At 56.8% G+C, this 13,818-nt stretch carries 11 protein-coding genes, 4 tRNA genes and 1 pseudogene; 6 read left to right on the forward strand and 10 right to left on the reverse strand.

Going from position 1 to position 13,818, the window contains the following annotated elements; translation table 11 throughout:
- Positions 1–43 precede the first annotated feature (43 nt).
- Positions 44–475 carry an Lrp/AsnC family transcriptional regulator gene (locus tag BLT00_RS23870; protein WP_063324875.1) on the reverse strand — a complete coding sequence of 144 codons (432 nt, stop codon included), beginning with the start codon at positions 473–475 and terminating at the stop codon, positions 44–46.
- Between the two features lie 188 nt (positions 476–663).
- Here BLT00_RS23870 and BLT00_RS23875 point away from each other — a divergent pair, with 188 nt between their 5' ends.
- From BLT00_RS23875 to BLT00_RS23890, 4 genes are all read left to right on the forward strand, one after another.
- Positions 664–1,377, forward strand: coding sequence for a YczE/YyaS/YitT family protein (locus BLT00_RS23875; RefSeq protein ID WP_092150191.1), 714 nt, complete (start codon positions 664–666; stop codon positions 1,375–1,377).
- A 103-nt stretch (positions 1,378–1,480) separates the two neighbouring features.
- Positions 1,481–2,965, forward strand: a complete 1,485-nt coding sequence (gene amrS / locus BLT00_RS23880; protein ID WP_063324873.1) for an AmmeMemoRadiSam system radical SAM enzyme — start codon at positions 1,481–1,483, stop codon at positions 2,963–2,965.
- Positions 2,962–4,107, forward strand: coding sequence for a PLP-dependent transferase (locus tag BLT00_RS23885; protein WP_092150194.1), 1,146 nt, complete (start codon positions 2,962–2,964; stop codon positions 4,105–4,107). Before amrS ends, BLT00_RS23885 begins: the two co-directional genes overlap by 4 nt.
- 62 nt (positions 4,108–4,169) lie before the next feature.
- On the forward strand, positions 4,170–5,426 hold the full coding sequence (locus BLT00_RS23890; protein WP_092150197.1) for an aminotransferase-like domain-containing protein: 1,257 nt from the start codon (positions 4,170–4,172) through the stop codon (positions 5,424–5,426).
- Positions 5,427–5,493: 67 nt separating this feature from the next.
- Here the strand turns inward: BLT00_RS23890 and BLT00_RS23895 are convergent, their stop codons facing one another.
- The 5 genes from BLT00_RS23895 to BLT00_RS23915 all read right to left on the reverse strand — a co-directional run bounded on the left by BLT00_RS23895 (position 5,494) and on the right by BLT00_RS23915 (position 6,811).
- Complete coding sequence (locus BLT00_RS23895) at positions 5,494–6,126, reverse strand: LysE family translocator (RefSeq protein ID WP_092150200.1); 633 nt, start codon at positions 6,124–6,126, stop codon at positions 5,494–5,496.
- A gap of 272 nt (positions 6,127–6,398) precedes the next feature.
- A tRNA-Gly gene (locus BLT00_RS23900) sits at positions 6,399–6,474 on the reverse strand.
- Between the two features lie 3 nt (positions 6,475–6,477).
- A tRNA-Glu gene (locus tag BLT00_RS23905) sits at positions 6,478–6,553 on the reverse strand.
- A gap of 104 nt (positions 6,554–6,657) precedes the next feature.
- Positions 6,658–6,733: transfer RNA gene (locus tag BLT00_RS23910), tRNA-Gly, on the reverse strand.
- A 2-nt stretch (positions 6,734–6,735) separates the two neighbouring features.
- A tRNA-Glu gene (locus tag BLT00_RS23915) sits at positions 6,736–6,811 on the reverse strand.
- A 371-nt stretch (positions 6,812–7,182) separates the two neighbouring features.
- Between BLT00_RS23915 and BLT00_RS23920 the strand changes: the two genes are divergently transcribed.
- Positions 7,183–7,941 (forward strand): hypothetical protein, encoded by a 759-nt coding sequence (locus BLT00_RS23920; RefSeq protein WP_092147893.1) that lies wholly within the window; start codon positions 7,183–7,185, stop codon positions 7,939–7,941.
- A gap of 196 nt (positions 7,942–8,137) precedes the next feature.
- Here the strand turns inward: BLT00_RS23920 and BLT00_RS32625 are convergent, their stop codons facing one another.
- The 4 genes and pseudogenes from BLT00_RS32625 to BLT00_RS23935 form a co-directional block, all read right to left on the reverse strand.
- Entirely contained in the window at positions 8,138–9,019 is an 882-nt protein-coding gene (locus BLT00_RS32625) for a methyl-accepting chemotaxis protein (protein ID WP_371914217.1), read from the reverse strand.
- A gap of 27 nt (positions 9,020–9,046) precedes the next feature.
- Positions 9,047–10,105: pseudogene (locus BLT00_RS32630) on the reverse strand (HAMP domain-containing protein); the annotation flags it as partial.
- Between the two features lie 110 nt (positions 10,106–10,215).
- A complete protein-coding gene (locus tag BLT00_RS23930; protein WP_092147890.1) occupies positions 10,216–11,604 on the reverse strand; it encodes an aminotransferase-like domain-containing protein in 1,389 nt (462 codons plus the stop codon).
- A 206-nt stretch (positions 11,605–11,810) separates the two neighbouring features.
- Entirely contained in the window at positions 11,811–12,572 is a 762-nt protein-coding gene (locus BLT00_RS23935) for an SDR family oxidoreductase (protein WP_057451989.1), read from the reverse strand.
- 226 nt (positions 12,573–12,798) lie between these two features.
- On the opposite strand from BLT00_RS23935, the gene BLT00_RS23940 reads away from it, so the two are divergent.
- Entirely contained in the window at positions 12,799–13,803 is a 1,005-nt protein-coding gene (locus BLT00_RS23940) for an NADP-dependent oxidoreductase (RefSeq protein ID WP_092147887.1), read from the forward strand.
- Positions 13,804–13,818: the final 15 nt, after the last annotated feature.

Below are 13,818 nucleotides of genomic sequence, written 5' to 3' on the forward strand. Positions count from 1 at the left end.
GTCGATCGAGCACTCCCCGCCCCTGCCTGACAGGCGCCCTGACTCACGGGGCGAGCTTTCTTCTCTCGATGGGAATGGACAGGACAATGCTGGTACGCGTCTCTCCGTATGCGTTGATTTTCGCAATGATGTCCTCGATTTCAGCCATGGATCTGGCGTAGATCCGGATCAGATAGGAATCGTTTCCCGTAATGTGCAGGCATTCAACGACTTCAGGTATGTCGGTGAGCGTTGCTATTAATTTGGATTTCGCCGGCTTGAGGGTGGTGATGCCGACGACAGCTGATATGCCGTACCCCAGTTTGGTTGGATCTAACTGAGCGTGATAGCCCTTGATGACCCCTGAGTCTTCAAGTTTGCGCAACCTGTCATTGGTGGCAGGAATAGAAAGACCTGCGTGCTTGGAAAGCTCTGTGATGGAAATGCGACCACAGTCCTGTACCTTACCCAGGATTTTGACGTCTATACGATCCATGTGCGTTTTCCCCGGTTAAAAGTATAAATTTTAATGAAAAGCCCGCGTTTTTCATTAAAAAAAGCATGCACCAAAATAAAGCAGAGCGCTAGTCTATTTCCAGCCTGAAAGCCTGAGGGCAATCAATAGCCCTGCTCTTTAGCGTGACGCACTCATAATAAAATATTCTCTCCAGGGATGGTGCTCGCATGGAAGATGAGAAGATAAAGTGTGGAAAAAAGTCATACTCATTCGCTCAGTACATTGGCACGCAAGTACTAAGTTTTCGCCACTTCAAGAAGGACCAGCTCCTGATGTACTTGACGGGTGTCGGTTTCTTTTCACTGGGCGCCAAGTGCTTCATCATCAGTCAACTGGGTACCGACCCATTAGACGTCTTGATCATTTCCATCGATAAAATACTTATGCTCGGCATGGGCATTTGTTCGGCTATCGTGTCGCTCTTCTTCCTGACATGGTGGATGCTCTGGAACAAAAAATACCCGCCGATAAGTCCCTTTATTACAACAACGCTGACCGGCCTGTTGATTGATCTCTGGTCAGGGTTGGGGCTCGGAGAGTATTTGATCGCGAGAATGAATGAGTACATGTTATTGGCGACGGGACTGGTGTTATGTGCCTACTCCTCCGCGCTGATCATCATGAGCGGTATTGGAATCAGAATCATGGACCTCGTGGTCCTGACCATGGTTTCCAAGTGGGGCTGGTCATTCACCAAAGCCAAAATGATCATTGAAATCGGCATCTTTTCGAGCGGATGGCTTTTAGGCGGCCCGTTCGGCGTGGGAACGATCGCATTCCTGCTGGTGATCGGCCCGCTTATTCAACCCTTCATGAACATGAATGCCAAGCGCTTTTCTCTCAAGAACTATGGATTGATTCGCGCTTCATCCGCCTACTAACACCCATAAAGATAGTTGCCATCCATGGCAGCGGGATTGTTTCGCCTCGATTTTTTTCAACCGATGATATTGATAACAACTTCCGTGATGAGGAGTGAGAAAGATGGACACTACAAAAAATAAAAACTGGACCTTGGAAAGCAGCCCGGCAAAACTGGAAGAAATACTCCCGGGGGGCGTCGTCAAGTGTCATCTTTCCCCGCGAAACTGTGTCATACAGGAGGGCAAGGTAGGTTTTTGCAAAGTGCGCGGGAACCGAGGCGGCAGACTCGTTACATTGAACTACGGCAAAGGTGTTCACAGCACGGAAGAAACGATTGAGACCGAAGCCGTTTTCCACTTTGCTCCTGGAGAGCGGATCCTGTCCCTGGGCAATATCGGCTGCATGCTCAACTGCGGTTATTGCCACAACTGGAAGACCTCGCAGGCCAAGTACGTCACCGACAAAGACGTTTACTACTACACCCCTGAACAAGTTGTGGAAACCGCACTCAAGCACGGCATACGCGTCATTTCCTGGACATATAACGATCCCGTTGTCTGGCATGAGTTCATCCTCGACACGGCAAGGCTGGCCAAGGAAGCGGGCCTGATCAACCTATATAAATCGGCGTTCTTTATCAGTGAAGAAGCCATTGATGAATTACTGCCGGTCATCGATATTTTCTCGATTTCGCTGAAATCCATTTCCCCGGAATACTACCGCAAGGTCACCACCGGCTGGGTAGAGCCAGTCCTGGCGGGAATCAAGAAGGTCTACGACGCCGGCAAATATGTCGAGGTCAGCACCTTGATGGTGACCGACATCAGCGACGACGAGGAAACGGCCCGGAAAATCAGCCAGTGGGTATTGGATGAGCTGGGCCCGAATGTGCCGTTGCACTTCGTCAGGTTCCATCCCGATTACAAAATGAGCAACAGCATCCGTACCCCCGTGGACCGGTTGCTGAAGGCTCGGGACGTTGCTCGGAGCATGGGCGTAGAGCATGTCTATCTGGGCAACGTGAATGACGTTGAGGGAACCAACACCAGTTGCAACAACTGTAACGCCCTGCTCGTCACCCGCTATGGTTTGAACGCTGAAATCATCGGGCTGGACAGCAAGGGTTGCTGCTCTCAATGCGGGCACGATGCGCATTTCAAACTGCTGGGCGAACACCAGGCGAACGTTCCTGTCGAGCTGCGAGAGGAGGCGCTGAGCGCTTACGAGAAACGCAAGTTCGAGTGGCATGGGGATATCGTGTCGCTGCACGCTCAAGTGCTGAATACCGAAGATTTCGAACAGACCGTCTACCTGCGGCGCAACTATACGGACGGGCACAACAGCGATTGGAAATCACTGACGCTGCGGCCCCATGAAAGCTATCGATTCATTATTGCCAAGGCACGCATCGACGAAACCGGTCCTGAGGTCTGGCTCCCCAACGGGGTGAACTCGAACCTTCATGAAGTATTCGACAGGGCTCACTTCCCCACCGAATCGATTGAAGAAATTGGTATTTCGCAAAACGACATTACCCCGACCATTGGTTACGAGGGCAAGCAAAACATGTATGAACAGGTCATCAAACTGGTCAGCCAAGCATGAAAGTGTCTACTGAAATACTTCATATCAAGGTCGATGACCGGGACGCCCGACCTTCGGTCACGCCTATTTATCAGTGCAGCGCCTTCAGCGCTGACTCGGCCTTCTTCTACTCAAGGAAGGCCAATCCCAACGTGAGTGAATTGGAACAGGTTGTCGCGTCCCTGGAGGGCAGCGAATATGCCCTGGCGTACAGCACCGGGATGAGCGCCATCTACATGGTGTTGGAACTGTTGAAGCCGGGTGCTTCACTGGTCATCAACAAATACATCTATGGCTGCTCTTATAAATTGTTCCAGCGGTATGCAGCACGCATCGGCGCACACCTGACGATTCTGGATCTCACCACGCAAGACGGGTTGAATGCCTTGCCGGCGAACGTCGACATGGTCATTTTCGAAACACCGACCAACCCGTTCCTGAAAGACATTGATATTCATGCGGTCAGCCGGGCCGTCAAGCAAAACAACCCGCAAGCGCTGGTGGTGGTTGACAATACTTGGGCCACGCCGATATTTCAGAAGCCGTTGAACTTTGGCGCCGACATTTCACTGTACAGCGCCACCAAATACTTCTCCGGGCATAGCGACGTCATGGGCGGTCTGGTTCTGGTCAACAGTGAAATGATTTACAACCGCCTGCTTGAGGGTCGCTTTTATTCAGGCACGATATTAACGCCCAATAGCGCATGGTTGCTTCGCAGAAGCATGCAGACGTTCAACCTGCGCATGGAAAAGCACAGCCAGACGACAGCCAGCATGCTCAACTATCTGCGCGAGCTGCCTTTTATCGAGCATGTCTATTACCCACGCATCGATGGCAAACAACTGACCGGTTACGGCGGCATTGTGTTTGTCGATATTCGACCCGACCTGGTTCCCTTCTACAAAACGTTCACCAGCACGCTCAAATGGTTTGGCACGGGCACGGGAATGGCCTGCGTGACGTCGATGGTTGCCCAGCCCTTCAGTGGCAGCCATGCCTCGATGACGGATCAGGAAAAAGCGGACATGGGCATCGAGAAAGGCCTGGTTCGATTGTGCTTTGGCCTGGAGGACCTGGATGACCTCAAGGAAGACCTGCTGCAGGCATTCGAAGCCATGGAGCGCAAGGTCGATCAAGAAAGCTCACTCGATCCTGCGTAGCGGGTGTTGATCATGAGCAACGGGCCTTCAATGGCTCGTTGCTTTTTTATGGAGAAGCGAAAGTGTCCAGCGCACTCGAAAGCACGATATTCGACGACCCCATCCTGAACGTCATTCACCTACTAAACTCGATTGCCCAAGAAAACCCGGAGGCCATTTCACTGGCCTCCGGTCGACCCGATGATGAGCAGTGCGACCCTTCGCTCATCGACAGGGGCCTGAGCCAATACAAAGATCACGTTGCCGGCACCGAACAGTCACTTGCGACGCTGCTTTGCCAATATGGAAAAACCGCTGGAATCATCAATGAAATAATCGCCAGCCATCTGCAGGTGGATGAAGCGATCAACGTTGCCAACCCTGAAAGCATTGTGGTGTGCATGGGCTTTCAAGAAGCCTGCACCTTGACGCTCCTGTCCATTTTTGAAGGCGGAGGGGTTTTATTGGTACCTGATCCGGTGTTTTCCGGGATCACGGGTATCGCAAAACTGCTGGGTATAAAAGTAGTCCCCGTCCCCATGGCCGCCTTTCTTGATCCGATCGCCCTGCGCAGGTTCATCGAAGCACTGGAATCCAGAGGTGAAAGAATCAAGGCGCTTTATGCGATTCCGGACTTTAGCAATCCTACTGCCGACAGCCTTTCCCATGACGACAGGAGAGCCATGCTCTCTCTGGCCGATGAAAAGAACTTTTTCATTCTCGAAGACACTGCCTACCGTTACTTCAGGTACGAAGGCGATGCCATTGCGTCGATGAAGTCCATCGACAGCCGTCGGGTGTTCTTGCTGGGCTCCTTTGCCAAATCGATTTTCCCGGGCTTGCGCATGGGCTATGTGGTCGCCCCAGAGGGCACTGGGGTCATGTCCTTCAGCGGTCGATTGTGCAAAGCCAAAAGCCTGATCACGGTGAACACCCCCGCCCTGTGCCAAGCGGTTGTCGCAGGCTTGCTGATCGAGCACCACTACTCGCTGAGAGAGCTGAACCAACCCAGGGTGCTGTCTTATACAAATAAAAGGAATCACATGCTTGAATGCCTTGAGCGCGAATTTCCACTCAAAGCCGGCGCTCAAAGAGCGGTCAGTTGGAATCATCCGGCAGGCGGCTTCTTCATCAATGTGCAACTGCCTTTCGTCTTTGGATATTTTGAAATGCGCGAATGCGCCAGGCTGTTCAAGGTGATTGTATTTCCCACCACGTTGTTTTCACTGATGAATGAGGCCACCACCCAGGTCAGGCTGTCATTCAGCAATGCAACCACCTCGCAAATCACCCAGGCGATAGGCCGTTTCAGGGCGTACGTCGAGTTCAGGCTGCAATAAACGTCCTGCGTGCACGTAGGGAGACACCAAGGCTTATGCCCCGCTCAGCGAGGCATAAAAGCTTGGGTCAGATTGCCGTGGCCAGCATGACGCCAGTGGCGACCTGGTAGGCCCCCAGGAGGGCGATGGTTGCCCCTGAAAAGTAGTTGATCAGCCTTAGTTTCGATTCGGCAATCCGCGCCTTGAAAATGGAGGAGAACCCACTCAACCCCAGCCACCAGGCAGCCGAGCCCAGGAAGATACCGGTCACCATCGGCAGCAAGGCGTGCTGGCCGCCTTGGTCACTGGCCATGCCATCACTCAACGCAGCAAATATCGCGATAAACGACAAGATGGTCATGGGGTTGGAAAGCGTCAGGAACAGCGTGGTCGAGTAGGCTTTGAACAGGTTCGCACGCTCCCCCGCCATGGCCGTCGCGCCACCCTTCGATCGTATTGTCTGATAGCCAATGTAGGCGAGGAACAATCCTCCAAAGATGCACAACCAGGGTTTGAAGCTGATGAGCGTCGCAATGACGGCGGTAACACCCAGGGCACCGATGAATCCATAGATCGAATCGGCTGTGGCCGCGCCCAATCCCGTCGCGAAACCGGCTCTCCACCCAAGCATCAGACTTCGCTGTATGCACAACAGCCCAATGGGTCCTACAGGGGCTGCAATGCACAGCCCAATGACCATCGATTTAACGAAAATCAGCATAAATGCATCTCCAGAATGGGTACTGGAAGGTTAGGAGAAGTGCATTTCTTTAGGAATGAACTATTAATCTTCCTAGGCGTTTTCCCTTGAATTTTGCAGGAAGTATTCTCCACTCCCCTTCAATATTAAGGAAAATCGTCGTCAGCCCCCTCAGACAAGACGAATCGCTGGTCAAAGCCCCTTGAGCGCCGGAAACATAACCTTGGGCATTGAGATGGCCTTTTTTACGCGCAAAAAAAACGCCGCTCAAATGAGCGGCGTTTTTTTGAATTTGGAGCGGGAAACGAGACTCGAACTCGCGACCCCGACCTTGGCAAGGTCGTGCTCTACCAACTGAGCTATTCCCGCAAATGGCGTCCCCTAGGGGACTCGAACCCCTGTTACCGCCGTGAAAGGGCGGTGTCCTAGGCCACTAGACGAAGGGGACACGCTGCCCGGAACACATGGTGTGTGTTCCAGTGCCCAGATCCGCCTCCGAAGATTTGGCTCTGGTTTCACTCAGCCCTGCCCGAAAGCAACGCTGTTTAAAATTGGAGCGGGAAACGAGACTCGAACTCGCGACCCCGACCTTGGCAAGGTCGTGCTCTACCAACTGAGCTATTCCCGCATTGGCGTCCCCTAGGGGACTCGAACCCCTGTTACCGCCGTGAAAGGGCGGTGTCCTAGGCCACTAGACGAAGGGGACACACGTACAACATTCACTGCTTACAGCGTTTGGCTGAGTGCTTTACGCTGTAAGTGGCGCGCATTCTATGGATGGATTGAAGGGTCGTCAACCCCCAGATATAAATTTATTTAAATCAATGACTTCGCCCGGTTTGGGGGCGATCCGGACATTTTACCCGCCCGGTCTCTGGCGCCTATATTCTGTCACCCGCCGAGACGCTATAGTCGAGCCCGGCAAATGATGGCAATGTGCACCCATCCGGTTATGCTTCCTATAAACAGCACGACGCCCGTCTAATCGCGTCGCTCGGACCTATGCGCTTAAAAGCCAAGCCACTACACTCATGACATGCGTACCACAATAAAGAGGTCTTACCGGTGACACCACTCATGATCACCCTGCTCGTCGTAGCCGGGATCGCCCTGTTGATCGCCATTGGCTACATGAACCACGTGGTGGAAAACAACAAGCTGGAAAAGGCCCGCACCAAGGTAGAACTCAACGACCGCATGCGTCGCTGTGGGGAGCTCACCGAAACCTTCCCCGGGCAGTTGATGACCCCTGCCCTGAAGTTGTTGATGACGCGCCTTGAGATGAACGTCTGTCAGCGCCTGCTGAACCTGGAGAAAACCAATTCTGCGGTCAAGGCACGCCTGGACGAATTGAGCGCACTGGCCGCCCAAGGTGAATCGATCCCGGTGAACAATCCACCGGCACCGATCCAGACCGAAGCCAAGGCCAAGGACGTACGTTTTCTGCTCGAGGCCTTGCACGGCCAGATCACCCGTGCCGCCCAGGACGGTTTCCTGCCGCCTAACGAAGCCAAGCGCTGGATTCGCGAAGTGCGACACATCCTGGTGCTGCTGCACATCGAGTTCTTCAACAACCTCGGCCAGCAAGCCCTGCAGCAAGAACAACCCGGGCAGGCCCGCCTGGCCTTCGAGCGCGGCGTGCAGTACCTGCGCAAGCAACAGGAACCCCAGGTCTACGCCGAACAACTGGCCTACCTGGAAAAACTCCTGGCCCGCGCCAATGCCCAGGTCCTGGCCAGCACCCAGCCGGTCGAAGGCGAAGTCAACCAGTTGACCGAAGGGCTGAAGGAAGCCGAAGTCAACGACGAGTGGAAGAAGAAGAAAGTCTACGACTGATACGGCTCCACCCTATGCGGGTGGAGTTTCTGTGGCGAGGGAGCTTGCTCCCGCTGGAGTGCGCAGCGCTCCCACGAATCTTGGGTCTGCTTCGCCGCCCAGCGGGAGCAAGCTCCGTCGCCACGGGGCTGTAAACTATGCCCGTACACCGCCAGGCAGGCAAAACTGTTGGAATGTTGGACCTGCTATCGCGGACTCACAACCTGAAATGCCCCACCATCCCCTTAAGCTCAACCCCCAACTGCGCCAGCTCGATGCTGGAAGCGGCATTGCCGCGCATCGCCAGAGAGGATTGATCGGCGCTGGCGCGAATGCTGGTGACACTGCGATTGATCTCCTCGGCCACCGAACTCTGCTGCTCGGCCGCCGCCGCGATCTGTTGGTTCATCTGTTGGATCAGCGACACCGCCGCCGCAATACTGCCCAAGGCGCTTTCGGTCTGTAGTGCATCGCTGACCGCCATCTTCACCAACTCGCCGCTGCTCTGGATCTGCTGCACGGAAGCCTGGGCCGCTGAACGCAGGGCACTCACCAGTCGCTCGATCTCCTCGGTGGACTGTTGCGTGCGCTTGGCCAACGCCCGCACCTCATCGGCCACGACCGCAAAACCCCGGCCCTGCTCCCCGGCCCGGGCCGCCTCGATAGCGGCATTGAGCGCCAGCAGGTTGGTTTGCTCGGCCACGCTCTTGATCACACTCAGCACCGTACCGATGTTCTGGATCTCGGCACTGAGGCTTTCGATACTGGAACTGGCCGACGTGGCCGAATCGGCCAGCTGTTCGATGCGCACCATACTCTGACGCACCACCTGCTGGCCGCTTTCGACCTTGTCGTCGGCAGTCTGGGCCGCTTGTGCGGCTTCTTCGGCATTGCGTGCCACGTCATGCACCGTGGCCGTCATCTGGTTCATCGCCGTGGCGACCTGCTCGGTTTCTTCTTTCTGGCTACTGACTTCCAGGTTGGTCTGCTCGGTCACGGCTGACAGCGATTGGGCCGAATTGGCCAATTGCTCGATACCGGCCTGCAGGCCGCTGACGATACTGCTCAGCCCCGCTCCCATCTGTTGCATCGCCTGCATCAACTGACCAATTTCGTCTCGGCGCGTCACCTCCACCGTGGCGCTCAAGTCACCCGACGCAATCTGCTGGGCCACGCGAATGACACTGCGCAGCGGCGTCACGATCAGCCGGGTTATGACCCACGCCGCGATCAATCCCACCAGCAACGCCAAGGCCGACGAACCGATGATCAGCAGCGAATTTTTCTTCAGTTCGGTCTGCATGGCCTGATCTTCGGCACCGAAGGCCTGGTCAACCCGCGCCACCACTTGATCGGCCCGCTCGTGCAGTTGCTGGTAGACGACTTTTTCCTTCGCCAGCAGGCCGGTGTATTCGGCCAATTGTTCATTGAACCCGGCGATATGCCCGGCCACTTCATTCAGCACGGTCTGGTAACCCGGGTCCTTGACCGTGGTCTTGAGCACTTCGGCCTGTTTCATCGCCTGCTCGGCCTGTTCGATGCTGCCTTCTCCGGCGCCCTCGACATTGCCTTTGCGACTCTGGTCCAGGCGGACCCGCGCTTCGTTCATGGCCTGCAACATCAAGCGGGATACTTCGCTGACCTGGTTGGCCTGCTCGATGAACTCGGCCCCCTCCTTGCCCTCGGAATCTTTCAAGGTATAGGTGCCATCATCCGCCAGCCCGGCCTGCAACACATCCAGGTTATTGGCGACGCTGGACACCGACCAACTGGCCATTTCCAGCGCCAGGTCCTTGCTCTGGCTCAACCCGACAAATTCGTCGAACGCCTTGCGATACGCGCCCAGCGCCTGCTCCACGTCGTTCATCACCGGCACGTTGGCAGCCGACTGCACCTTGAGTTCGTTCGCCTGGGCCACCAGAGCGTCGACTCCCTGGCGCAACGCATCGGCGGTCTTGGGGTCGGAGCGCGAGGCGTATTCCTGCTCCAGCAGCCGGACCTTGAGCAACCCGCTGTTGAGGGACGACATCTGTTTCAGGCCATCGAAGCGATGGCTGATGGTCTGCAGGGACCAGACACCGATGGCCGCGACCACTGCGGTCAGCAACAGCACCAGGACAAATCCGATACCCAGTTTCTTTGCCATACCCAGGTTGGCAAAACGTCCTTGCACGGCGGAAATCATTGCGCTCAGTCCTCTGCCAGTGTGTGTTGATTGCAGATTCGCAACGAGACGCCCTGCAACACAAGATGCTGGCGTCGGAATAATGGCAAAAAGCTACAGCTGCGTCGTTTTCAGGACACTAGAGGTCGATCCAGAGCCGCTGCCCGGAAGAACGCCAGCGCCCTGGGGTCACGGGCATACGCCACGTTGATCCGTAGCCAGTCACTGTCGGCACCCGAAGGGCTGAATGCGCTACGCGAAGACAGCAGCACGCCAAAACGCCTGGCCAGGCGCTGTACTCCAGCGTAGTCACACAATGGCGGTCTTGCCCAGATGAAAAGCCCGCCGGCCGGTTTGCCAAAGACCTCCCAGTCGGCGTCTTCCAGTACCTGCAACAGCGCCGCCATATCGGCACCCAGACGCTGCCGCTGGCGCTGGACCAGCTTGCGATAGGCGCCATTGGCCAGGAGGCAGGCAAGGACCGACTCACAGAACCGCGATCCCCCCATGCTGGTAATGCCCTTGACCTCGCTCATGCGCGCAATGATGGAAGGTCCGGCCACCACGAAACCGACGCGCAACGAACTGCTCAGGGTTTTCGAAAAGCTGCCCACGTAGACCACCTCGGGATCCAGTGCCGCGAGCCGGGTCCGCGCCGAGCTCTGGAAATCGCCATAGGCATCGTCTTCGATCACCAGTACGCCGTGCTCCTTCGTCAATTGCAGCAGCCGTTGAGCGACGGCCGGAGCCAGGCTGGTGCCGGTCGGGTTATGGCAGGCGCTGTTGACGAATAGCGCAGTGGGCCGGTGCATCGCCAGCAGGTCTTGCAGCGCATCGACGTCCGGGCCGCGTGGGGTCCTGGGCAGTTCGATCATGTCGATGTCGTGCAACCTGAGCAGGTCGAACAGGCTGGAATAACCGGGGCTCTCCACGACCACGCGGGAACCCGGCGGCAACAGTGTCCGTACGATCAGGTCCAGCCCGTGGGTCGCCCCGGTGGTGGTCAGGATCAGGTCTTTATCGACCTCGATATTGAATTGTTTCAAGCGCCTGGACAGTTGCTCACGCAGGGCAGGCAGCCCCAACGACGTGCTGTAGTTGAACAATCCCGCCATGTCGGTGCGAGTGACCTGGCGGATCGCATAGCCCAGGTCATCACTTTCACGCCAGCTCTCGGGCAGCCCGCCACACCCCAGCTTCAACTCCCATTGCGAGCTGTCGCCCCCGTCGGTGAACGTGGCTTGCTGTCGACTCTGATCAGTGGGCTCGGGCCCGGGCGACGGGGGTGGTGCGACAAAAAAGCTGGAACCATGGCGGGACGCCAACAGGCCTTGGGCGACCAGGCGTTCACACGCTTCATTGACGCTGGACTGGCTGAGCAGGTTCTCCCGCGCCAGTTGGCGGACGGATGGCAGCCGAGTTCCCGGTTGTACCGCATCCTGTCGGATCCAGCCGGTCAGCGCGTCAACGATTTGCTGCACGACAGGCACCAGGGCCTGTCGGTCGATTCTCAACTCCATGAGTAACCAAGCTCCTAAGCATTTGTTTTATTTCCGGAAACAGTTAAGCACAGGCCGCAACGGGACGATGTACGACAACGTCGCCAAAACCGTCGATTCTCACCCTTTGAAACACATTGAAGGACCGTTCCGAGGTTTTTTCGAGCGCCCCACGAAAAAGCCCGCAACCAGTGCGGGCTTCGTCCTACAAGCCGAAGGGCAAGTCCTCAGAACGCCGTGACGCCGCCGTCCACCGCCAGGGAATGGCCCGTGGTGAAGGCCGCGCCGTCGCTGCACAAATACAGCACGGCGCTGGCGATTTCCTCGACTTTGCCGATACGCCCCACCGGGTGCATGGCATTGGCGAACTCACCTTTTTTCGGGTCCGCCTCATAAGCGCGACGGAACATGTCGGTGTCGATCACCGCCGGACAGACCGCATTCACGCGGATTTTCTTCTTGGCGTATTCGATGGCGGCCGATTTGGTCAGGCCGATCACGGCATGCTTGGACGCTGCATAGATGCTCATCTTCGGCGCCGCACCCAGGCCCGCCACCGAGGCCGTATTGACGATCGCGCCACCACCCTGGGCCAGCAGCAATGGCAACTGGTACTTCATGCACAGCCAGACGCCCTTCACATTGACCCCCATGATCGCGTCGAACTCATCGAGGGTACCGTCGGCCAGCTTGCCCTTCTCGATCTCGATCCCGGCGTTGTTGAAGGCGTAGTCAAGACGACCGTAGGTCTTGATCACTTCGTCCATCAGCTGCTGCACATCGTTTTCCAGCGTCACGTTGCAGCGCACGAACACCGCTTCGCCGCCCGAATCACGAATCGACTGCACCGTGCCCTCGCCACCCGCCACGTCGAGGTCCGCCACCACCACTTTCAGCCCCTCTGCCGCGAACGCCAGGGCAGTGGCCCGGCCGATGCCAGCGGCAGCGCCGGTAACCACGGCGACCTGTCCGGAAAACGTCATGCTCATTGTCTGTTCCTCGAAGAATGCGGGAGATGCCGCCAGTCTAGCCACAGGTCCCGAGGACGCGGCAGCACTATCCAACTGCCGGTTGAGCGCTCATGGGCGCCAGTGATAAGGCCCCTGGGCGAACTATCACTGCGTTGGATCGAACTGCATTCGCTGTATCAGCAGACCTTGCGGCAAATGCTTCGAAGGTCTATCAACAAGGCTTCATTCATCTTGAGTGCCCGCCATGACTGCCCAGACCAATCGCCAGTTCCTGCTCGCCAAACGCCCGGTAGGCGCGGCGACCCGCGAGACTTTCACCTATCAGCAAGTACCGGTCGGCGAACCGGTAGCCGGCCAGATCCTGGTGAAAAACGAATACCTGTCCCTGGACCCAGCCATGCGCGGCTGGATGAACGAGGGCAAGTCCTATATCCCGCCGGTCGGCATCGGCGAGGTGATGCGAGCATTGGGTGTCGGCCAGGTAATTGCCTCGAACAACCCGGGGTTCGCGGTCGGGGACTACGTAAACGGTGCGTTGGGGGTGCAGGATTATTTCCTCGGCGAGCCAAGAGGTTTCTACAAGGTCGACCCGAAACTGGCACCGCTGCCACGTTATTTGTCCGCACTGGGCATGACGGGCATGACTGCCTATTTCGCCCTGCTGGACGTCGGCGCGCCCAAGGCGGGCGAGACCGTGGTGCTCTCAGGCGCCGCCGGTGCGGTGGGCAGCATCGCCGGGCAGATCGCCAAAATCAAAGGCTGTCGCGTGGTGGGCATCGCCGGCGGGGCCGATAAATGCAAGTTCCTGGTCGATGAACTGGGTTTCGACGGCGCCATCGACTACAAGAACGAAGACGTTCATGCCGGCCTCAAGCGCGAATGCCCAAAGGGCGTGGATGTGTATTTCGACAACGTCGGGGGCGACATCCTGGATGCCGTGCTCAGCCGCTTGAACCTCAAGGCCCGCGTGGTGATCTGCGGCGCCATCAGCCAGTACAACAACAAGGACGCGGTGAAGGGCCCCGCCAACTACCTGTCGCTGCTGGTCAACCGGGCGCGCATGGAAGGTTTCGTGGTCATGGACTACGCCGCGCAGTTCGCCGCCGCTGGACAGGAAATGGCCGGCTGGATGGCCAAGGGACAGCTCAAGAGCAAGGAAGACATTGTCGAAGGTCTGGAGACATTCCCCGAGACACTGACCAAATTGTTCAGCGGGGAGAACTTCGGGAAGTTGGTATTGAAGGTCTGACACAAAACAACTGTG

Source organism: Pseudomonas sp. NFACC51 (assembly GCF_900103575.1).
In the GTDB taxonomy this organism is placed as follows: domain Bacteria; phylum Pseudomonadota; class Gammaproteobacteria; order Pseudomonadales; family Pseudomonadaceae; genus Aquipseudomonas; species Aquipseudomonas fluorescens_Q.

Bases quoted from the DNA above. Each gene is read 5' to 3' on its own strand.
- BLT00_RS23870 (WP_063324875.1), bottom strand. From the start codon at position 475: ATGGATCGTATAGACGTCAAAATCCTGGGTAAGGTACAGGACTGTGGT.
- BLT00_RS23875 (WP_092150191.1), top strand. From the start codon at position 664: ATGGAAGATGAGAAGATAAAGTGTGGAAAAAAGTCATACTCATTCGCT.
- amrS (WP_063324873.1), top strand. From the start codon at position 1,481: ATGGACACTACAAAAAATAAAAACTGGACCTTGGAAAGCAGCCCGGCA.
- BLT00_RS23885 (WP_092150194.1), top strand. From the start codon at position 2,962: ATGAAAGTGTCTACTGAAATACTTCATATCAAGGTCGATGACCGGGAC.
- BLT00_RS23895 (WP_092150200.1), bottom strand. From the start codon at position 6,126: ATGCTGATTTTCGTTAAATCGATGGTCATTGGGCTGTGCATTGCAGCC.
- BLT00_RS23920 (WP_092147893.1), top strand. From the start codon at position 7,183: ATGATCACCCTGCTCGTCGTAGCCGGGATCGCCCTGTTGATCGCCATT.
- BLT00_RS32625 (WP_371914217.1), bottom strand. From the start codon at position 9,019: ATGCAGGCGATGCAACAGATGGGAGCGGGGCTGAGCAGTATCGTCAGC.
- BLT00_RS23930 (WP_092147890.1), bottom strand. From the start codon at position 11,604: ATGGAGTTGAGAATCGACCGACAGGCCCTGGTGCCTGTCGTGCAGCAA.
- BLT00_RS23935 (WP_057451989.1), bottom strand. From the start codon at position 12,572: ATGAGCATGACGTTTTCCGGACAGGTCGCCGTGGTTACCGGCGCTGCC.
- BLT00_RS23940 (WP_092147887.1), top strand. From the start codon at position 12,799: ATGACTGCCCAGACCAATCGCCAGTTCCTGCTCGCCAAACGCCCGGTA.